This is a genomic window from Rheinheimera gaetbuli, from assembly GCF_054781935.1.
The window spans coordinates 95,150-115,705 of the sequence record NZ_BAAGTL010000004.1 but is presented as its reverse complement, the minus strand read 5'-3'; the positions used below and the strand labels follow the sequence as shown (position 1 = coordinate 115,705).

The following is a 20,556-nucleotide window of genomic DNA, read 5'->3' as shown; positions in this document are numbered from 1 at the left end:
ACTAGCGCTTCGGGGCAACAGTTGTTGCCCCTTTTTTATGCATCCGGTTTAGATATCTGCCAGCAACTTATTCAGCAGCTCAATGTTAACGGCATCCGGGTCCCACTTGCCTGATTTTACACCCAGCTCGCGGCAACTGGCTTTATGCTTAGCGGCTGTTGGATCGGCGGCTCGTTCGCGTAGCTGGTTATAGCTATAAATACCGCCAGTATCTTCCGGCGGGCAAGCCCCGCGCGCTTTTATTATTTGCGTTTTGCAATTGCTGCGTTGTGCCGGCAAAACTTTCTGCAAACTAATGATATGGCGCCAGTTATCACCAAAATCGTAGTCATAATGCATTTTGTCATTCACCTGCTGCAGCAAATCACGCAACTGCGCTTCCTGCACCGTAAAGGTATCAAAGCCCGCATCTACCCAGTCGGGTAGAAAACGCAAATTTTTTTGGTAAAACTCGTAGCCGTGCTCGTCGCTCCATCCCATAGCAAGCTGCAAAATGTCGTGCAATTTAGCCAGGCTAATTGTATTCATCAGTTCAATATTGCGCCAGATCGGCGGTTTACTGTCTTTTAACTGCACTTTTATCTGGTAAACCGCGCGTTTTGGCCGGTTTTCTGGCACAAAGGCCTCTGGTGCCTCAGCCCAAATTTCGGCTAGCATGTCACTCAGTGAGATGCTGTCATCGTTATCAACTAACTCAGAGCGACTTTTTTCCAGTACCTGCTGAAAAAAAGCATCCAGCCCGGATGCTGGCTGGGTAGCTTCATCTGCAATTGCCTGAAAGAGCGCCTGCTTGGCTAATGGTTTGCCACTGGCAATAGCATTGGCCGCCTCCAGCAAGTGGCCTACATCTTCTGCGGTTTGGGCAAAGGCATAAGCACAAACTAAACAACGCTCTTGCCACAGCGCCCGTTCGGGCTCTATGACGTTTTTAATGTACTGCGTTGCCGTGCGGCAATCTGGATGCTCTGCTGCCCAACCACTAATAAAATCTGCCAACTCAAGCGGCCGTTCAGTGCCATTGTTAGCCAGCAGCATCTGACTAACCATTGCAGCATCAAGCCGCTGTGGCGCATTCCAGGCTGTCGGTAGCAGTTGTTTAAACTGTATCAAGTACAACGGCAGAGAACCCGCTGCACGGTTGTCCACCAAAAAATGCGCCAGCAAAGCGGTCATTTGCTCTGCGCTGATATCACACAGTGGCAACTCTTCACTAAAGCCGCGGCGAATGTTATTAATGTCAGTACGGCTGATAGCAGGGGAAATCATCGCATCTTTAACGCCCACGCCCTGTTTCAGTACGCAACTGAAAAAACGGTAGCGCTTAGCCAGTTGCAGCTCAGCATTTAGTGCCATAGCGCCACTGGCATCCAGCGGCGTAACATACAACCTGAGAATTTTCACCGCCGCATCGGCTTGCCATAACAGTTGCTGTCGCTGCAACTGTTTAATCACGGTATCCAGCACTGCTTGCTCATTGGCTGGCACCAGATTTCGCAACCAGATAAAGCGTTGCAAGTCTAAACCTTGCAACAGCTTGTCATCTGCCAGCTGCGGCAAAATGCCATACACAACCTGGCGAAATTGCCGGTTTGGGTGCAGTAAAAACAAACTGGCACACTGCTGCAGCCTGACATCCTTTTGCCGTAACAGCAGCGCCGGTAAAATTTGTAACGCTGCCGCTGGCAAGGTGCTAAATTGGCTAAACAGATAATCAGCCAGTTCAAAACTATCCGCATCAGCTAATTCAGCGCCAATCTGCGCTAAAAACTGGCCGAACTGCACTTCAGGCTGAACAGCAATGTCGATATCGGGTTTTTGCTGACTAAACATCGCCTGCTCCCGCTGCTGAAACTGCTGCATTAGCGGCTCACTCAACTGCAGATCAGCTTGAAACAGATTGGTTAGAATAGCGCGCACCACTATGACATCAGCCTCAGGCATAGTTAAGTAGCAACCAAGCCGCTGTTCCAGTTGCGCTGGTAACGCTGCTACCGCCTCTTGGACAGAGTAATTTAACTTACTTAACCACGCACTGTGCTTTAGCAACAACAAATGCGCATCGACCGCTTGCTCCGTTAGCGCTTGCTGCAACAGGCTATCGGTTAAAAACAACACTGTAGCGGGAAGCTCCAGCAAAGCTTCATGCTGGCGGGCATCAAAATTGTCAAACGCAGCCGTGGTTTGCAGTTTTACCAGCAGTTGCTGCAACTGCTTTTGCTGGGTTTTATTCAACTTGGTCATAGCGAAGGCGGTCATGCTTATTTAAAGATGCCAAATCTTACCGAAGCTGAACGTCATTGCCCAGCACGTATTGGCTAAACCGCCTGACAAAACACAGCTACACGCCGTTTAGCGCAGAGTAGTTTTCGGCAATGGACTTTAGAGGGCTGACAAACTTACCCCGTAGCTACTGTAAGGGATAAGCTCATTGCTATCCTGAGTCATCAGTTGCACCAGCCTTGGATGGACAAAAAGCTTTTCTTTTCCCGATACGATTTCTTGCAATACACCAGCATCCACCAGCTGTTTTAAATACACCGACGCAGTTTGCCGTTTGGCGATGTCTTTTTCGACCAGATTACTGATACGGCAATAGGGTTGCTCAAAGATAAGCTACACAGTTTATATGTCGATTTTTTTGTTGTTTATCGACACGTTAGCCAGCGATTGGCTTGATATGTCGATAGTCATCGCTTTAATCGACAGGGCACTACGCCAACAGCGACTTTAAATACTGGCTGGTGTGGGATTTTTTGCAGGTAGCGTTAAAACACAACGGCGAAACTAAGCTGCATAGCTTTAGCGCAGAGCAGTTTTGGGTAGAGGGTAAATTGCCGCTGCCGGCATGACAAAACAGCAAATGTGACTTATCGTCCGTGGTATCTGCACTGCTGTGGGTAAATACTCTGGTTAACTCAGCAACCGGAGTAAAACTATGCCAAGCACCTATTCTGATAACGACCTGACTGTGCCGTATGAGGAAGAGGTTAACGGCTTTACTATTTATATAGAGGACAACCCGGACCGCTGGCGCGGTGGTTATAGCTGGGCAGTTTGTAAGGATGGAGTTGAGTTTGATTCGGGGCTGTCATTTGATGTGACTGATGCACTTGAACGAGCCTATTCATGTACCACCGTCTAGTTCTAAGCTCTATGACCTTGCGATTGCTGTATTTATGATCATACTGTTTAAATACTGTATAAAAGATCAGATATATCAATTGACAAAAAGGGAAGAACAAGTGATGATTCGTCACACGTTTTTCCCTTTCGAGGGAGGCAATCATGGAGCAACTGTCCTTGGATATGCAGTCCACTGAAGATCGCAGCGGTAAAGATCTTATAGAAAAACTATTAGAAATATACGATCAGAAATTCATCGGTGAATACTTGAATAAGCATTCACCGGGTCATTGGTGTCGTGAATCTATTAATCGTTGGCTCAAAGGCAAAGCGAACCGATCTTTAAATGTTCCTGAATTCGATAATTTAAAAAAGCTTTTGCCTGTTGAAAAAGTCACGCCTGAAACTGCTGATTTTCGTTTTATAGATTTGTTTGCGGGCATTGGTGGTATTCGTAAGGGATTTGAAGAGCAAAATGGGCTATGTGTGTTTACCAGTGAATGGAATAAATACGCAGTCCGCACTTACAAAGCAAATTATGCCTGCAATGAAAAGTATCATACTTTTAATGAAGATATCCGTGATGTAACTCTGAGCCACAGAGAGGATGTAAGTGAGGAAGAGGCTTATCGACATATCAATAAAACTATTCCTGACCATGATGTACTACTGGCAGGATTTCCGTGTCAGCCTTTCTCAATTGCCGGAGTGTCGAAGAAGAATGCTCTAGGAATAGCTCACGGTTTTGAGTGCAAAACCCAGGGTACGTTATTTTTCGATGTCGCTCGTATTATTGCTGCTAAACAACCCGCTGCCTTTGTATTGGAAAACGTAAAGAACCTTAAAAGCCATGATAAGGGTAAAACATTCAAAGTTATTATGGAGACTTTGGATGAGCTGGGTTACTGGGTAGCTGATAGCGAAGTTTCCGGAGCAAACGATCCTAAAGTAATCGATGGCAGACATTGGTTGCCACAGCACCGTGAACGTATTGTGCTTGTCGGATTCAGAAAGGATCTGAATGTTCATGAAGGTTTTACTTTGAAAGACATTCATAAGCTGATGCCTGAAACAAAACCAGTTCTCGGTGATTTACTGGATAAAGGCGTACCAGATAACTACATACTGACCCCTAAACTTTGGCAGTATTTGTATGATTATGCAGCAAAGCATAAAGCAGCTGGTAATGGCTTTGGTTTTGGTTTGGTGAACGAAAAAAGTACGGCAACCAGAACGTTATCTGCCAGATACTACAAAGATGGTTCTGAAATACTGCTAGATCGTGGTTGGGATTTCAGTAAAGACTTCAATGATGCCGAGAATATTGAGAAGAGACCAAGGAGACTCACACCAATTGAATGCTCACGCCTAATGGGTTTTAGTCGTCCGGATGAGCGAGGTTTTGTTATTCCAGTGTCTGATACCCAAGCCTACAAACAATTTGGAAATTCTGTTGTAGTGCCTGTTTTTCAGGGGGTGGCCCAGTTGATGAAAGACAGAGTCATGCTGGCAATTTCAAAGCAAAGCAATAAGGCAGTCGCTTAAAACTCTATATGTCTTCTCTCATACTCAGAAGGCAGCACACACGTGCTGCTTTTCGGAGAAAATATCCTAACCATGTCCAATTCTTCTTGTTAAATCTGAGTTCAACATAAAACTATAATCATCGTATCGTGATGGTGCCCTTCCTCTCAAAATACATTTTGGTAAAAGCTTGTACTATTGCAGTTGACAAGACGCAGTGCCAAGAATGTATATTCCCCTGTAAAAGAAAATGACTTCAACCGAAGTCCAGATTACCAAGGGAATACACATGCATCAAAAAGGAGCATGAGCGAAGTGAATTTATCAGAATGGATTACCCAAAATAGCTCTGATTTGCACTATATCTTTATAAAGAGATTATCTGCGAATGACACAGGTCAAAACAAAAGTCATCAGGTTGGCACTTATATCCCAAATACAGTCTCCCAGCATGCACTAAGCCCTATCTGTTCAGTAGATGTTAAAAATCCAGACATGCTACTAGATGCAAGGATTGATTCCCATGATTTACCTTCTCAGGAAGTTAGAGCGATATATTACAACACTAAAAAATTTGAGCGCCGAGCAAAAGGGCGGGATGAAAAGAGAATAACCAGATGGAGTTCTACAAATGGCAAAAGCCCCCTGCAAAATGGGGACAACACTGGTGCAATTACAATATTTTCCTTCGAAGTTAATCCTGACAAAGGGTTTGCAGAGTCTGTCAAAGTGTGGGTTTGTAAAAGCGTCGAAGAAGAGGATTATATAGAAGGCCTTGTAGGGGAGGTGCTTCCGGGAGAGTGGTTAGCAAATATTGGGAATCTTATTTTTAACGGTTTTTCTCCACTAAATGTTTCAACTATATCAAAGATAAAATTACCAGATGATTGGAAGAATCGCTTCCCCAGCGGTGAAGAATTGATAGATTACCTATCATCTAACTATCATTTCAAAAAAGTATCGCCTGATGACCTTATTCTTGAAAGGCGTGAACAGGAGTTCAAGCTATTTCTCGCTGTAGAAGAATTACATGTGAAAGATAAAATATCATCGGGATTTAACAGCGTTGATGATTTCATAGCACTAGCCAATTCTATTAGCAACAGAAGAAAATCTAGGTCGGGAAAATCCCTAGAAATCCATCTTGAAGCTATTTTCAAACAATTTGGTATCACCAACTTTTCAACTCAATGCAAAACGGAAGAAAACAAACGGCCTGACTTTATTTTTCCGTCATGCGAGGCATATCACGAAGATGGCTTCAATACTGATAAGCTAAGAATGCTAGCAGTAAAAACAACTTGTAAAGACCGGTGGCGGCAAATTATAAATGAGGCAAGCAGGGTAGGTTATAAACATCTTTTCACTCTTCAAGAAGGAGTATCTGTAAACCAGTTTAATGAAATGTGTTCAGAAAATGTAATTTTAGTCGTACCTGAAAAACTCAAAGATAAATACCCTGAAGAAATACGTAACAAACTTTTATCTTTAAGTGATTTTATACAGGAAATAAAAGCCATTGGTTGACGATTTTAAAGCAAAATGACGGATATTCATTCAGAAGTCGTTCGAAGTAAAAACATGGCAGCTATTAAAGGCCGTAATACCAGGCCCGAAATGCTGGTGCGCAAAGCATTGCACCAGGCCGGATTCCGTTACCGGCTGCATGTGGCCAGCTTACCGGGGAAACCGGACCTGGTGTTTCCGCGTTATAAAGCCGTAATTTTTGTACAAGGCTGCTTCTGGCATCAGCACCAGTGCGCTATGTTTCACTGGCCGAAAACCCGCACAGACTGGTGGAGGCAGAAAATAAGCGCCAATCGTAAACATGACGAAGCGGTGCAGGACAAGCTGCGCGAGCTGGGTTGGCGGGTGTTGCTGGTTTGGGAGTGTGCGCTAAAGGGTAAGAATAAGATGCCAGCAGATCAACTTATCGCAGATATTTCACATTGGCTGCGCAATGGCTCCAGCTTTGCTGAACTGCCTGGCGCCTGATTTAAAATCCATTTTGGCATCCGCCTTACACTTTTATGCGCCAGGAAATGTAATATTCCACACTTTTCTGCGCCTAAAAGTGTCAGTTCAGCAAAATTTTAGCCGACAAAGTTTGCTAAGTAGTATGATGCAACTACAGAAAATGAATGGATACCCGTGATGAAAGCACTTGAACTTAAAATTCCGCCGCTGCTGTTAGTGGTGTTATTTGCTTTAGCCATGTGGCTGTTTGCTCAGCGGGTACCACCTTTAGCGCTGCCATTCAGCTGGCGGCTGCTATTCGCCGGCATTTTTGCGATTAGCGGGGTAACGGTAGCACTTGCGGGTGTACTGGCGTTTCGCCGCGCTAAAACCACGGTAGACCCACGGGTGCCGCAGCAAAGCTCCAACCTGGTAATTCGCGGAATATACCGTTATAGCCGCAACCCTATGTATGTTGGCTTTTTACTGTTGCTAATGGCCTGGGCTTTTTACTTAATGAGCGCGGCTGCTTTGGCATTGCTGCCGCTATTTGTGTGGTATATGAACCGGTTTCAGATAGCGCCGGAAGAGCGCTTTTTGCTGCAGAAATTTGCTGCTGAGTATCAGGCTTATTGCGAAAGCGTGCGGCGCTGGCTTTAGTTTGACAGGTTTGCTGGCGGCTTAATTAGCGATTCCGCTGGTATGCCCAAACCTTGATGCAGCCGCCAAATCATTTTCAGGGTTAATGAGCGTTTGTAATTCAGAATCTCATAAACGCGGTTGCTTTTGCCAATCATCGGCTCCAGGTCTTTTACTGTTAAGCCTTTACGATCCATTTCAAACTTAATAGCTTCCACCGGATCGGGTAAATCCATCGGGAAGTGCTTTGCTTCGTAGGCTTCGATCAGCGTAACCATTACGTCCAGCTTTTCACCTTCTGCTGTGTCTGGCTGCGCCAGCATCAGTTGCTCAACCACTTGCAGTGCTGCACGGTAGTCGGCATCATTTCTGATAGGTTTAATATCCATCATTGCTACTCCGGCGGTTAAATGGTTTGAACATCAATCTGATCATACTGACTATGAGTACCGACAAACCGCACATAAACGACTCTGTAGGCATAGTTAATCCAGACTACCAGCCGGTACTTATTTCCGGCTATGTTGAATACCACTCTGCCATCTTTGAGAATACTGGCATGCCTGAAGTCCTGCTTTACATCTGCAGGCGACTGCCAGTCAGCACTTAATACGTGGCGATGCCAGGCGAGAATAGGTTCTTTGGCATCACTATGCTCCGGCTTATCCTGCCAGAATGCTTTTAACGTAGAAAGTGCAATTATTCTCATAGCGCAATCATAGTCCCATTATGGGACTTTTGCAATGATGCATCTTTAGCCGTCATTCAAAAAGCGCCTTAGCCCAACAACGGCTTTAAGTAATGCCCGGTATAGGACTTCTCACAAGCAGCAACCTGCACGGGTGTACCAGCGATCAGAATTTCACCGCCGCCGCTGCCGCCTTCGGGGCCTAAGTCGATAATCCAGTCAGCGGTTTTAATCACATCTAAGTTATGCTCTATCACGACGATACTGTTGCCGTGGTCGCGCAGGCGGTGCAGTACGTTTAGCAGTTGCTGAATATCGTAAAAGTGCAGGCCGGTGGTGGGCTCGTCCAGAATATACAGCGTTTTGCCGGTGTCGCGTTTACTTAGCTCGCGCGCCAGTTTTACCCTTTGGGCTTCGCCGCCGGATAAGGTGGTAGCCGACTGGCCGAGCTTAATGTAAGACAGGCCCACATCCATCAGCGTTTGCAGTTTTCGGTTAATCGCCGGAATTGCTTCAAAGTACGCCAGCGCGTCTTCGACTGTCATATCCAGTACTTCATGGATATTCTTGCCTTTGTATTTAATTTCCAGCGTTTCACGGTTATAGCGCTTACCTTTACAGACATCGCACGGCACGTACACGTCGGGTAAAAAGTGCATTTCTACCTTAATAACACCATCGCCCTGACAGGCTTCACAGCGCCCGCCTTTAACGTTAAAGCTAAAGCGGCCAACCTGATAACCGCGTGAGCGTGCTTCCTGGGTGCCGGCAAACAGCTCGCGCACGGCAGTAAAAATACCGGTGTAAGTGGCAGCATTCGAGCGCGGCGTGCGACCAATCGGGCTTTGATCAATGTCGATAACTTTATCAAAGTGCTGCATGCCTTTTATTTCACGGTGCGGTGCCGGGTCGTCGCCCTCGCCTTTGTTCAATACACGGTGCGCCACGCGAAACAGCGTGTCATTAATTAAGGTCGATTTGCCCGAGCCGGACACGCCGGTAATACAGGTCATTAAGCCAAACGGAATGGCCACATCAACATTTTTTAAGTTGTTGCCGGTTGCGCCCAGCACTTCGAGCCACTTTTTGCCCGGTTTATGCCGTTTTTGCGGTACTTCTATTTTGCGCGTACCAGACAAATACTGGCCCGTTAAGGAGTCCGGTGCCGCCATCACTTGTGCCAGCGTGCCCTGAGCGACAATATTACCGCCATGTACGCCGGCGCCAGGGCCGATATCGATAATATGATCGGCCATGCGCACCGCATCTTCATCGTGCTCGACCACGATAACGGTGTTACCCAAATCACGCAGGTGGGTTAAGGTGCCCAGCAAACGGTCGTTGTCGCGCTGATGCAGGCCAATTGACGGCTCGTCCAGTACATACATTACGCCGACTAAACCGGCGCCAATCTGGCTGGCTAAACGGATACGCTGTGCTTCACCACCAGATAGCGTTTCGGCGCTGCGCGATAAGTTAAGGTAGTTCAGGCCAACGTTTACTAAAAAGCTTAAGCGGTCCTGAATTTCTTTGAGTACTTTTTCGGCTATTTGCGCGCGCTGGCCGGTTAAGGCCAACTGCTGAAAAAACGCCATACAGTCGCCAATCGACAGCTCGACAATTTGCGGCAGGTTGGTTTGGCCAATAAACACATGGCGGGCTTCTTCGCGTAAGCGGGTACCGTTACAGCTGGGGCAGGATTGATGCGCCAGATATTTGCTTAACTCTTCGCGCACCGCATTAGATTCAGTCTCGCGATAGCGCCGCTCCATATTCGGTAAAATGCCTTCAAACGGATGGCTGCGCTGCACGATGTCGCCGCGATCGTTTAAGTATTTAAAATCAATTACCGTATGGCCGCTGCCGCGCAAAATGGCGTCCTGCTGCTTTTTGCTCAGGCTGTTAAAAGGCACGTCCAGCGCAAAGCCGTAGTGGTCGGCTAATGATTTTAACATCTGAAAATAATAGAAATTACGTTTATCCCAGCCGCGTATCGCGCCGCCGGCCAGGCTCAGCTCGTCACTAACAATCACTTTATTCGGGTCAAAATATTGCTTTACGCCCAGCCCATCACAGCTGGGGCAGGCACCGGCCGGGTTGTTAAACGAAAATAAGCGCGGTTCCAGCTCCACCATCGAATAGCCGCAGCTGGGGCAGGCGAAATTGGCGGAGAACACTAGTTCGGCCGCATCCGGCTCGTCCATCAGCGCCACTTTGGCCACACCGCCGGATAATGCCAGCGCGGTTTCAAAGGATTCAGCCAGCCGGGTTTTAATATCGTCGCGCACTTTAATCCGGTCGATCACCACTTCAATAGTGTGTTTTTTGTGTAAGTCGAGCGTTGGCGGGTCGGATAAATCACAGACCTCGCCGTCAATGCGGGCGCGGATATAGCCCTGCGCGGCTAGGGTTTCCAGCGTTTTAACGTGCTCGCCTTTGCGCTCCTGCACCACCGGCGCCAGCACCATAAGTTTGGTGCCCTCGGGGAAGGCGGTGACTTTATCCACCATTTCGCTGATGGTTTGTGCTGCCAGCGGTAAATCATGTGTTGGGCAGCGTGGCTCACCGACGCGGGCAAACAGCAGGCGCAAATAGTCATAAATTTCGGTAATAGTGCCGACAGTAGAGCGCGGGTTATGCGAAGTGGACTTTTGCTCAATCGAAATAGCTGGCGATAAGCCTTCGATATGATCGACATCGGGCTTTTCCATCAAACTTAAAAACTGCCGCGCATAGGCCGATAACGACTCGACATAGCGGCGCTGGCCTTCGGCGTACAGCGTATCAAACGCCAGTGACGACTTGCCGGAGCCGGATAAACCGGTGATCACAATCAGCTTATCGCGCGGTATGGTCAGCGAGATGTTTTTCAGGTTGTGGGTACGGGCCCCGCGGATATCAATTTTGTCCATGTTTACTCCAGCTTAATCGCGCCTGTGCTTACGTGCTTAGCCCGCTTTTGGTTTTACATACTCAGTATGGGCTATGTGAGGCTGTAAAAATATACACTAGTTTTATTTTAGACGATACACCAGGCTCTTATCCTCAGGTCCTTTGTGCTACACTGGCGCGCTTATTTCAGCGGTTAATTCTTATTTAATGCATCAACTGAATTCTTTAGAAAAACGGGCAGCTGTGGCGCTGGCACTGGTGTTTTCCAGCCGCATGCTGGGCTTGTTTATGCTGCTGCCGGTGTTTGCACTGTATGGCACTGAGCTGGCTGGCTTCTCACCGTTATGGATTGGTCTGGCCATTGGCGCCTATGGTTTAACCCAGGCCATTTTGCAAATTCCGCTCGGTTGGTTATCTGACCGTATTGGCCGGCATAAGGTGATGTTGGGCGGGCTGGCGCTATTTGCGCTGGGCTCTGTCGTGGCGGCACTGGCCGATTCGGTTTATATGGTTACTTTTGGCCGTATTTTACAAGGCGCCGGCGCTATTGCCGGGGCTATTCTGGCTTTTGCCGCTGACGTGACACGTGAAGAGCAGCGGCCGAAAGTAATGGCGATTATCGGCGCCAGTATCGGTTTAAGTTTTGCCGCCGCTATGGTGCTGGGGCCCCTGTTGGCTAAGTGGGCCGGTTTAAGTGGCGTATTCTGGTTTACTGCTGTATTGGCCTGCTGTGCCATGTTGCTGGTGGTGTTTTTTCTGCCTCACAGCGTGCACAAAGCACCGATGGCGGAAACCCTGGCACTACCACAAAGCCTCGGCGCTATGCTAAAGCACCGCCAACTACTGCAACTCGATTTAGGCGTGTTGCTGCTGCATTTGATGCTGACAGCGATGTTTGTTGCCCTGCCGACCCTACTGCAAAACTATGGCTTGGTGTCGGTAAAACACTGGCAGTTTTATTTGCCGGTATTACTGGGCTCTTTTATGCTGATGATCCCCATGATGATTATGGCTATGCGTAAAGCACAGGAAAAAGGTTTTTTTCTGCTGGCCATAGCTTTGCTTAGCAGTGCAATGTTATTAGCGCTGCTGTTCCCCGGCTTCTGGCCGTTAACCGCAGCCCTGTTGTTATTTTTTATTGGTTTTAATTTCTTAGAAGCCAGCCTGCCTGCTTTGGTGTCGCGCATCGCGCCCGCAGGACAACGTGGCAGCGCTATGGGTATTTATTCCAGCAGCCAGTTTTTTGGTGCCTTTTTAGGCGGCGTGCTGGGCGGCGCTTTGTTGCAACATTTTAGCTACCAAGCATTGTTTGCTGCTATAGCGGTTATTGGTTTAATATGGCTGGCAGTTGCCAGCACCCTGCAGCTGCCACCACGTACTCAGCGTTTATCACTGCAGTTATCGGTATCCAACGCCGGACAAGCCAGTACTCTGGCAGCACAGCTCTCTAAGCTGCAAGGGGTGCAGGAAGTAACTATTGTTCTGGCCGAACAGCGCTGTTATCTGAAAGTCAGTTCAGCACACTTTGACACAGCGCAGGCGCAGGCGATTATAGCCGCGGCCGGGGCTTAACATTTTTTAGGAGAATTCGCATGGCGCGTGGCATTAATAAAGTCATCTTAATTGGTAACCTGGGCACCGACCCGGAAGTGCGCTATATGCCACAAGGCGGCGCAGTAGCTAACTTAACGGTAGCAACTTCAGAAAGCTGGACCGACAAAGCCACTAACGAGAAAAAAGAGCAAACCGAATGGCACCGCGTGGTGATTTACCAGCGTTTAGCTGAAATTGCCGGCGAATACCTGCGTAAAGGCAGTAAGGTGTATATTGAAGGCAAGCTGAAAACCCGCAAGTGGCAGGATAAAGACGGCGTAGAGCGGTACACCACCGAAATTATTGCCAACGAACTGCAAATGTTAGATGGCCGCGGTGACGGCCAGCAACAAGGTGGTGGTATGGGTGGCGGCCAGCAAGGCGGTTACCAGAAACCCGCGCAGCAACAGGGCGGCTACCAGCAACCAGCACAACAGGCTTATCAGGCTCCGGCGCAAGGCGGTTACCAGCAGGCTGCACCGCAGCAACAAGGCGGCTATCAACAGCGCCCGGCTGCGCAACCACAAGGTGGCTACCAGCAACCGGCACAGCCACAGCAGCGTGCCCCGATGGAACCGCCAATCGACTTTGATGACGATATCCCGTTCTAGGTCTGACAAGCCCTGCACAATGCGGGGCTTTTTTATCCGCCATTAAATTCACATTCACCGCTGTAGTTGCGCCTTTCACCGAAAGCTGAGCCATCTTTACCTTTTCTTGACGTATGCAGTATTGAGACGAACCTGCCACATCACTATAGTGAGCGCAATCTGGCGTTTTGACATGGAATACAACATATGGCATTGCAAAAAAAATCCCTGCTGATAGCAGCGGTGGTGATAACAGCAGCGGCTAGTGCCTATTGGTTTTGGCCGCAGACACAGCCTGCAGCTACCCAGCAACGGCCAATGAGCCCCTGGGCAATGCCGGTGCCGGTGCGGGTTGTAAGCGCCCAGCCAGCAGATTTACGCGCACAAATCAAAACCATCGGCACGGTTACACCGATAAATACCGTGGTGGTGCAAAGCCGGGTAACCGGGCAATTGCAGCAGCTATTGTTTAACGAAGGCGAAAAAGTGCAACAGGGCCAGTTGCTGGCGCTGATAGATGCCGCCGATTACCAGATACAATTAGCGCAAGCTGAGGGTCAGTTAGAGCAAAACCAGGCGCAACTGAAAAACGCCGAAGCCGATCTGGCGTTATACGCCAGGTTACGCGAGCAAAACTCTATTTCGGCGCAGCAATTTAACCAGCAGCAAGCGTTAGTAGCCCAGCTACAAGGCACCATTAAAACCAACCAGGCACAGCTAGACGCTGCCAGATTACAACTATCTTATACCCGCATTCACGCGCCGATAAGCGGCCGGCTTGGCCTGCGCCGGGTAGACGCCGGTAACCTGATCCAGGCTAACAGCGCCGAAGGCTTGGTTACCATTACGCAAAGTGCGCCGATAAATGTGCTGTTTGCCGTGCCCGAAAGCCAGCTGCAACAAGTACTGGATGCCACACGTCGTGGCGAGCAACTAACGGTTGAAGCCTGGGACAGAAGCGAACAAAGGCTGCTCAGTAGCGGTGTGCTGACCACGCTGGATAATCAGATTGACAGTGCCACCGGCACGCTGCGCTTAAAAGCCGAATTTGCCAACAGCCAGGAAGCGCTGTTTCCGAATCAGTTTGTTAATGTGCGGCTGAATGTCGCCTTATATCAGAACGTGATTACGGTGCCGCAAGACGCGATACAGTATGGTTCTGCAGGTACTTACGTTTATATTATTGAGCAAAACAAAGCGCAGATCCGTCAGGTGCAGCTAGGTGCAGCCGACAATGGCCTGATTGCCGTCACCGACGGCCTGACTGGCGGCGAACAAGTGGTACTGGAAGGGCTGGACCGCTTACGCCCGGGCCGGGCCGTAGAAGCGATTGGCGATCAGGTGGCGCAACCGGCAACAACGCAACCTCAGACCAGACCAGATCGAGAGGGACGCCGGCCAAAGAGGTCTGAATAATGAACCTGTCGCGCACTTTTATATTGCGCCCGGTGGCGACGTCGCTGCTGATGCTGGCTATTTTAATCGCCGGTATTCTTAGCTGGCGTTTGCTGCCAGTGGCGGCATTGCCACAGGTTGATTACCCTATTATTCAGGTATTTAGCTTTAACCCCGGTGCCAGCCCCGATATTATGGCCCGCACCGTTACCGCACCGCTGGAGCGGCGATTAGGACAAATTCCTGGTTTAAAGCAAATGTCCTCCAGCAGCTCTGCCGGTGCTTCCGTTATCACGCTGCAGTTTGCGCTGGTGGTAGATATGGGCGTAGCCGAGCAGGAAGTGCAGGCTGCCATTAACACTGCGTCATCGCTATTACCCTCTGATCTGCCCACGCCACCGGTGTATCGCAAGGTGAATCCGGCTGATGCGCCGATCCTAACGCTGGCGATTACCTCTGACACCCTGCCATTACCACGGGTGTATGATCTGGTAGATACCCGCATGGCGCAAAAACTGGCACAATTACCTGGTGTCGGCATGGTTAGCCTGGCGGGTGGCCAGCGCCCGGCGATACGGGTAAAAGCCAACCCGGCGGCACTGGCAAATATGAACCTGAGCCTGGAAAACCTGCGCTCAGCCATCACTGCGGCCAATACCAATCAGCCCAAAGGCAGTTTTGATGGCCCGTTTCGCTCGACCATGCTAGACGCTAACGATCAGATCCGTGATGTAGCACAATATCAACAGTTAATTGTCGCCTGGCGTGATAACACCCCAGTGCGGTTACGCGATGTTGCCACCATTGAGCAAGGTGCCGAAGATCGCTTTCTGGCTGCCTGGGCCAATACGCAACCGGCGGTGTTGCTGAATATTCAGCGCCAGCCCGGCGCTAATGTTATAGAAGTGGCCGACCGTGTGCAGGCGTTGTTGCCGCAACTTACTGCCACTATGCCAGCTGCGGTTAATGTTAACGTGTTGACCGACCGCACCCACAGTATCCGCGCCTCAGTGCGCGATGTACAAAAAGAGCTGGTGTTTGCTATTTGTCTGGTGATTTTGGTGACCTTTGTGTTTTTACGCACTATACCGGCCACCATTATTCCCAGCCTGGCGGTGCCGCTGTCACTGGTAGGTACCTTTGCCGTAATGCTGTGGCTGGATTTTTCGGTAAATAACCTGACGTTAATGGCACTGACTATTGCCACCGGCTTTGTGGTGGATGACGCCATAGTAATGCTGGAAAACATAGCCCGCCACCGCGAACAGGGTACACCACCGCTGGAGGCGGCATTAAAAGGCGCCAAAGAAATTGGCTTTACGCTGATTTCTCTCACCTTCTCGCTGATAGCGGTATTGATCCCGCTGTTATTTATGGCCGACGTGGTGGGCAGGCTGTTTTATGAATTTGCCGTTACGCTGGCCGTCGCCATTCTGATTTCGCTGGTGGTATCCCTTACCCTGACGCCAATGTTGTGTGCCCGTTTACTTACTGCCGTACCGTCGCATGAGCAGCAACACGGCCTGATGCAACGCATCATTAACCGCTATGGCGTGGCACTGCAGTGGGTTTTACGCCACCAAACGCTGGCAATGGCCAGTATGCTGGCCACTGTAGCCCTGACGGCTGGCTTGTATCTGGCGGTACCAAAAGGTTTCTTCCCGGTGCAGGACAGCGGCGTAATACAGGTGGTTACCGAAGCACCACAAGACATTTCCTTTAGCGCCATGGCCCAGCGCCAGCAGCAATTGGCCGCTAACTTGCTGCAACACCCGGCGGTTGAAAGTTTGTCGTCATTTATCGGCGTAGATGGCAATAACGGCAGCATCAACAGCGGCCGCATTTTGCTAAATCTTAAGTCACATGACACGCGCTCATTGTCGGCACCAGAGGTAATCAGCCAGCTGGAGCAACAGGCACAGTCCGTGCCGGGCATTAAAGGCTGGTTTCAAAGCGTACAGGAGCTAAGCATTGAAGATAAAGTTAGCCGTACCCAGTATCAGTTTAGTTTAAGCACACCCGAGCACGATGTGCTGCGCCAGTGGTTGCCAGAATTGCTGCAGGCACTAGAGCAAAGGCCCGAACTGTCAGAAGTTGCCCATGATCTGCAGTATCAGGGGCTACAAGCCTATATTGATATCGACCGCAACGCCGCTGCCCGGCTTGGCCTGAGTGTGGCGCAAATCAGTTCAGTGCTGCAAAGCGCCTATAGCCAGCGCCAGGTATCCACTTTGTTTACCCAGGCTAACCAGTACCGGGTAATACTGGAAGCCGACCCGGCGCAGGTGCAGGGGCTAGAGGCGCTGGACAACTTGTATTTAACCAGCAGCAGTGGCGCCACCATCCCGCTGGCGGCGGTAGCCAGCGTAACCCAGCGTCCGGCACGGTTGCTGATAAACCAGCAGGGCCAGTTTCCGGCGGTAACCTTGTCGTTTAACCTGACAGCGGGCTATTCACTCGGCCAGGCCGTAGACGCCATTGAACAGGTGCAGCAACAACTGCAATTACCGCCGGAGGTTGAGCTCAGCTTTCAGGGCGCGGCCGAGGCGTTTCGGGCCTCACTCGGCAACACCTTATGGCTGGTGCTGGCAGCCATCATTACCATGTATATCGTGCTGGGTATCTTGTATGAAAGCCTGATCCACCCGTTAACCATTTTATCAACGCTGCCGTCAGCAACGGTAGGGGCCTTGCTGGCTTTGTTATTAACCGGCCAGCCACTGGACCTGATAGCCGTTATCGGCATAGTGCTGCTAATTGGCCTGGTAAAGAAAAACGGCATTATGATGGTCGACTTTGCATTAGACGCCCAGCGTAATCAGGGTATGACACCGCGCGATGCTATTTATCAGGCGGCGTTGCTGCGGTTTCGGCCCATACTGATGACCACCCTGGCGGCGCTGTTTGGTGCTGTACCGCTAATGCTGGCCAGTGGTTCGGGCGCAGAGCTGCGCCAGCCACTGGGCCTGGTCATGGTAGGCGGCTTGCTGGTCAGCCAGGTGCTGACATTATTTACCACACCGGTGGTGTATTTGTGGTTTGACCGGCTGGTAACTAAGCGCAAAGCTATAGCAGAAGTGGCTGCAGTATGAACCTGGCACAGCCGTTTATTCAAAGGCCGGTTGCCAGTGGCTTAATTGCCATGGCTATTATGTTGCTGGGCTTGCTGAGCTGGCGCTTGCTGCCGGTGTCACCGCTACCGGCGATTGATTTTCCGATGATAGTGGTTACCGCAGGTTTACCCGGGGCCAGCCCGGAAAGCATGGCCGCCACCGTGGCCACGCCGCTGGAGCGTGCGCTGGGTAGTATCTCTGGCATTAGGCGCATCAGCTCGTCCAGCAGTCAGGGCTCTACCCAGATCCGGCTGGAGTTTGAGCTGGACCGTAACGTCGATGATGCCGCACGCGAAGTACAGGCTGCCATTAATGCCGCCCGCGGCCAGTTACCCTCGGGCATGCCGGGCAACCCGGTGTACCGCAAGTTTAATCCGTCGCAAGCGCCCATTATGGCGCTGGCGCTAAGCTCTGAGCATCTGGCTGGCAGTGTGTTATACGACAATGCTTCTACCGTGCTGGCACAAAAACTGGCGCGCATTAATGGCGTGGGTGAAGTTGAAGTATCCGGCTCATCACTGCCAGCGGTGCGGGTGCAACTCAACCCCGGTATGCTGGCGCATTTTGGCGTAGCACTAGACGAAGTGCGCGCGGCCATCAGCACGGTAAACGCCTCAGTGCCCTTAGGCGTACTGGAAAACGATACTCATCGCTGGCAACTGGCGACCAGCGAAACCCTGCGCCAGGCCAGCGATTATCAGGATCTGATTATCAAATATGTTGACGGTGCCGCCATCCGCTTGTCTGACGTCGCACTGGTAACTGACTCTACCGAAAACCGCTACAGCGCCGGCTTTCATAATGATAAAGATGCAGTGATCCTGCTGGTTAGCCGCCGTACCGGTGCCAATATTGTCGCCACCATCGATGCGATATATCAGCAGTTACCGCTGTTACAAGCGCTGACACCCGCCGGGGCCGATCTGGCGGTGGTAATGGACCGCAGCCCGGTGATCCGCGCCACGCTGGACGAAGCCCAAATCAGCCTGCTGATCGCCGTAGTGCTGGTCGTGTTGGTGGTATGGGCTTTCCTCGGCGACTTGCGCAGTGCGTTAATTCCCAGCGCCAGCATACCAATATCGCTAATTGGCGCCTTTAGCGTGATGTATTTAGGTGGATTTTCGCTGAATAACTTGTCGGTGATGGCATTAATCGTTGCCACCGGCCTGGTGGTAGATGATGCCATAGTAGTGGTGGAAAACATTCGCCGTCATCTCGAGCGCGGCCTGACACCGCTGCAAGCCGCCAGACAAGGCGTGGCTGAAGTTGGCTTTACCCTGCTGGCAATGAACCTGGCATTGATTGTAATTTTTCTGTCAATTCTGTTTATGGGCGGCCTGGTAGAACGACTATTCCGCGAGTTTTCTATCACGCTGGTGGCCGCTATGGTGATTTCGCTGCTGATTTCACTGACCTTAACCCCCAGCATGTCTGCAATGCTGTTAAAAGCGCCGACGTCTGCCAGGCAGCATCAGGGGCTGTTTTGGCGCCTGCAACAAAGCTACCGCCGCAGCATTGATATTTGCCTTAGTCACTACCGCTGGCTGTTGTTGCTGATGGTACTGCTGTTTGCTGCCAGCGCCTGGCTATACAGTAAAGTACCCGGCGGCATGCTGCCCGAACAGGATACCGGCCAGTTAAATGGCTTTGTCCGCGGTGATGACGGTGCCTCGTTTCAAATGATGCAACCAAAAATAGAAGCCTTTCGCCAATACGTATTGCAAGACCCGGCTGTAGCCGATGTTACCGGCTCGGCCGGTGGTAGTGGTGGTGTCAGCAATTCCTGGATGCGGGTACGGCTGAAACCCTTAGCCGAACGTCAGGTATCTGCCCGTGCAGTGGTTGACCGGCTACGCAATAATGCCCCCAAAGTACCGGGCGGTATTCTGTTTATGAATGTTGACCAGGATATCCGGCTATCGTCGCCTTTTGGCCGCAGCGACTACGAAGTTCAGCTGCTATCAGACGATTTATCACTGCTGCGCCTGTGGGGGAAAAAAGTCGGCGAAAAACTGCAAGAGCTGCCAGAGCTGGTCGATGTGGATACACCAGGCGGTGAAGATGCCCAGCAAATAGTGCTACAGATTGACCGCGAGGCGGCGCAACGGCTGGGCGTAGATATGCGCACTGTGGCATCGCTGCTAAACAATGCTTTCTCGCAGCGCCAGGTCGCCACCTTGTATGACCAGCAAAACCAGTACCGTATCGTAATGGAACTGCTGCCGGGCTACACCGCCCAGCCAGAAGTGTTACAACAGCTGCAAATTATTACCAGCGATGGCCGCCGGGTGCCGTTGTCTGCTATTGCCAGCTATCAGTATGGACTGGTAAATGACCGGGTGCGGCACGACGGCCAGTTTGCTTCGGCCAATATTGGCTATGGCCTGGCAGAAAACATTAGTGCCATGCAGGCCAGTGCCGCTATTGATCAGGCGCTGGCAGAATTGATGGTGCCGGGCGCTATCCATGCTATCAGCGGTGAAAACCAGCGTAATGCCATGTTTAGCTCTGCCGATCAAACCTGGCTTATTATCGGCGTAATCCTGGCGGTGTATTTGCTGCTGGGTATCTTGTATGAAAGCCTGCTGCAACCGCTGACCATTTTATCCACGCTACCCTGCGCCGGGCTGGGCGCCTTGTTAGCACTGTATTTAACCAACGGCGACTTTAACCTGATCGCCCTGCTGGGGCTGTTTCTGTTAATCGGCCTGGTGATGAAAAACGCTATTCTGCTGGTCGACTTTGCGCTGGCAGCCGAACGCGAACAAGGTTTGTCGGCCAAAGACGCGGTGGCACTGGCGGCGCAGCAACGGTTGCGGCCAATTTTGATGACCAACTTCGCGGCGGTGCTGGGGGCAGTGCCACTATTACTGGGAGTGGGTGAAGGCTCAGAACTGCGCCAGCCGCTGGGCATTACCATAGTGGGAGGCCTACTGGTAAGCCAGTTGTTAACGCTATACACCACCCCGGCGGTGTATTTGCTGATCAGTAAAGTTAAACAGCGCTTAGCGCACCAGAGTGCTGCCCGTATTTAACCGCGCCA

15 protein-coding genes are annotated in these 20,556 nt (G+C 50.6%); 10 read left to right on the top strand and 5 right to left on the bottom strand.

Annotated features, from left to right (window positions below):
* Positions 1-48: 48 nt before the first annotated feature.
* Both ACYVIC_RS04730 and ACYVIC_RS04725 read right to left on the bottom strand, forming a co-directional pair.
* Positions 49-2,241: a plasmid pRiA4b ORF-3 family protein gene (locus ACYVIC_RS04730; RefSeq protein ID WP_460857735.1), complete on the bottom strand. Its 2,193-nt coding sequence runs from the start codon at positions 2,239-2,241 to the stop codon at positions 49-51.
* A 138-nt stretch (positions 2,242-2,379) separates the two neighbouring features.
* On the bottom strand, positions 2,380-2,610 hold the full coding sequence (locus ACYVIC_RS04725) for a hypothetical protein (RefSeq protein ID WP_460857817.1): 231 nt from the start codon (positions 2,608-2,610) through the stop codon (positions 2,380-2,382).
* A 325-nt stretch (positions 2,611-2,935) separates the two neighbouring features.
* Here ACYVIC_RS04725 and ACYVIC_RS04720 point away from each other — a divergent pair, with 325 nt between their 5' ends.
* From ACYVIC_RS04720 to ACYVIC_RS04700, 5 genes are all read left to right on the top strand, one after another.
* On the top strand, positions 2,936-3,142 hold the full coding sequence (locus ACYVIC_RS04720) for a hypothetical protein (RefSeq protein ID WP_460857733.1): 207 nt from the start codon (positions 2,936-2,938) through the stop codon (positions 3,140-3,142).
* Positions 3,143-3,285: 143 nt separating this feature from the next.
* Positions 3,286-4,668 (top strand): DNA (cytosine-5-)-methyltransferase, encoded by a 1,383-nt coding sequence (dcm, locus tag ACYVIC_RS04715; RefSeq protein WP_460857731.1) that lies wholly within the window; start codon positions 3,286-3,288, stop codon positions 4,666-4,668.
* 294 nt (positions 4,669-4,962) lie between these two features.
* Positions 4,963-6,174 (top strand): type II restriction endonuclease, encoded by a 1,212-nt coding sequence (locus ACYVIC_RS04710; RefSeq protein WP_460857730.1) that lies wholly within the window; start codon positions 4,963-4,965, stop codon positions 6,172-6,174.
* A gap of 15 nt (positions 6,175-6,189) precedes the next feature.
* Entirely contained in the window at positions 6,190-6,642 is a 453-nt protein-coding gene (locus ACYVIC_RS04705) for a very short patch repair endonuclease (RefSeq protein WP_460857728.1), read from the top strand.
* Positions 6,643-6,801: 159 nt separating this feature from the next.
* Positions 6,802-7,263 (top strand): methyltransferase family protein, encoded by a 462-nt coding sequence (locus ACYVIC_RS04700; RefSeq protein ID WP_460857727.1) that lies wholly within the window; start codon positions 6,802-6,804, stop codon positions 7,261-7,263.
* On the opposite strand, the gene ACYVIC_RS04695 is transcribed toward ACYVIC_RS04700, so the two are convergent.
* The 3 genes from ACYVIC_RS04695 to uvrA form a co-directional block, all read right to left on the bottom strand.
* Positions 7,260-7,634, bottom strand: coding sequence for a helix-turn-helix domain-containing protein (locus ACYVIC_RS04695; protein WP_460857726.1), 375 nt, complete (start codon positions 7,632-7,634; stop codon positions 7,260-7,262). The two genes, ACYVIC_RS04700 and ACYVIC_RS04695, sit on opposite strands and share 4 nt — an antisense overlap.
* Positions 7,635-7,648: 14 nt before the next feature.
* Complete coding sequence (locus ACYVIC_RS04690; protein ID WP_460857724.1) at positions 7,649-7,951, bottom strand: type II toxin-antitoxin system HigB family toxin; 303 nt, start codon at positions 7,949-7,951, stop codon at positions 7,649-7,651.
* A gap of 68 nt (positions 7,952-8,019) precedes the next feature.
* Positions 8,020-10,842: an excinuclease ABC subunit UvrA gene (uvrA, locus tag ACYVIC_RS04685; RefSeq protein WP_460857722.1), complete on the bottom strand. Its 2,823-nt coding sequence runs from the start codon at positions 10,840-10,842 to the stop codon at positions 8,020-8,022.
* Positions 10,843-11,029: 187 nt separating this feature from the next.
* Here uvrA and ACYVIC_RS04680 point away from each other — a divergent pair, with 187 nt between their 5' ends.
* The 5 genes from ACYVIC_RS04680 (at position 11,030) to ACYVIC_RS04660 (ending at position 20,548) form a co-directional block, all read left to right on the top strand.
* Positions 11,030-12,394 (top strand): MFS transporter, encoded by a 1,365-nt coding sequence (locus ACYVIC_RS04680; protein ID WP_460857721.1) that lies wholly within the window; start codon positions 11,030-11,032, stop codon positions 12,392-12,394.
* A 20-nt stretch (positions 12,395-12,414) separates the two neighbouring features.
* Positions 12,415-13,026 (top strand): single-stranded DNA-binding protein, encoded by a 612-nt coding sequence (gene ssb, locus ACYVIC_RS04675; protein WP_460857719.1) that lies wholly within the window; start codon positions 12,415-12,417, stop codon positions 13,024-13,026.
* 186 nt (positions 13,027-13,212) lie between these two features.
* On the top strand, positions 13,213-14,421 hold the full coding sequence (locus tag ACYVIC_RS04670) for an efflux RND transporter periplasmic adaptor subunit (protein ID WP_460857718.1): 1,209 nt from the start codon (positions 13,213-13,215) through the stop codon (positions 14,419-14,421).
* The gene (locus ACYVIC_RS04665) at positions 14,421-17,492 is read left to right on the top strand and encodes a multidrug efflux RND transporter permease subunit (protein WP_460857716.1); all 3,072 of its coding nucleotides are present in this window, start codon (positions 14,421-14,423) and stop codon (positions 17,490-17,492) included. The genes ACYVIC_RS04670 and ACYVIC_RS04665 overlap by 1 nt, the downstream gene beginning before the upstream one ends.
* On the top strand, positions 17,489-20,548 hold the full coding sequence (locus ACYVIC_RS04660) for an efflux RND transporter permease subunit (RefSeq protein WP_460857715.1): 3,060 nt from the start codon (positions 17,489-17,491) through the stop codon (positions 20,546-20,548). Before ACYVIC_RS04665 ends, ACYVIC_RS04660 begins: the two co-directional genes overlap by 4 nt.
* Positions 20,549-20,556 lie beyond the last annotated feature (8 nt).

Excerpts from the sequence above, each read along its gene's own strand:
- ACYVIC_RS04730 (WP_460857735.1), bottom strand. The coding sequence starts at position 2,241 with ATGACCAAGTTGAATAAAACCCAGCAAAAGCAGTTGCAGCAACTGCTG.
- ACYVIC_RS04720 (WP_460857733.1), top strand. The coding sequence starts at position 2,936 with ATGCCAAGCACCTATTCTGATAACGACCTGACTGTGCCGTATGAGGAA.
- dcm (WP_460857731.1), top strand. The coding sequence starts at position 3,286 with ATGGAGCAACTGTCCTTGGATATGCAGTCCACTGAAGATCGCAGCGGT.
- ACYVIC_RS04705 (WP_460857728.1), top strand. The coding sequence starts at position 6,190 with ATGACGGATATTCATTCAGAAGTCGTTCGAAGTAAAAACATGGCAGCT.
- ACYVIC_RS04700 (WP_460857727.1), top strand. The coding sequence starts at position 6,802 with ATGAAAGCACTTGAACTTAAAATTCCGCCGCTGCTGTTAGTGGTGTTA.
- ACYVIC_RS04695 (WP_460857726.1), bottom strand. The coding sequence starts at position 7,634 with ATGATGGATATTAAACCTATCAGAAATGATGCCGACTACCGTGCAGCA.
- ACYVIC_RS04690 (WP_460857724.1), bottom strand. The coding sequence starts at position 7,951 with ATGAGAATAATTGCACTTTCTACGTTAAAAGCATTCTGGCAGGATAAG.
- uvrA (WP_460857722.1), bottom strand. The coding sequence starts at position 10,842 with ATGGACAAAATTGATATCCGCGGGGCCCGTACCCACAACCTGAAAAAC.
- ACYVIC_RS04680 (WP_460857721.1), top strand. The coding sequence starts at position 11,030 with ATGCATCAACTGAATTCTTTAGAAAAACGGGCAGCTGTGGCGCTGGCA.
- ssb (WP_460857719.1), top strand. The coding sequence starts at position 12,415 with ATGGCGCGTGGCATTAATAAAGTCATCTTAATTGGTAACCTGGGCACC.
- ACYVIC_RS04670 (WP_460857718.1), top strand. The coding sequence starts at position 13,213 with ATGGCATTGCAAAAAAAATCCCTGCTGATAGCAGCGGTGGTGATAACA.
- ACYVIC_RS04665 (WP_460857716.1), top strand. The coding sequence starts at position 14,421 with ATGAACCTGTCGCGCACTTTTATATTGCGCCCGGTGGCGACGTCGCTG.
- ACYVIC_RS04660 (WP_460857715.1), top strand. The coding sequence starts at position 17,489 with ATGAACCTGGCACAGCCGTTTATTCAAAGGCCGGTTGCCAGTGGCTTA.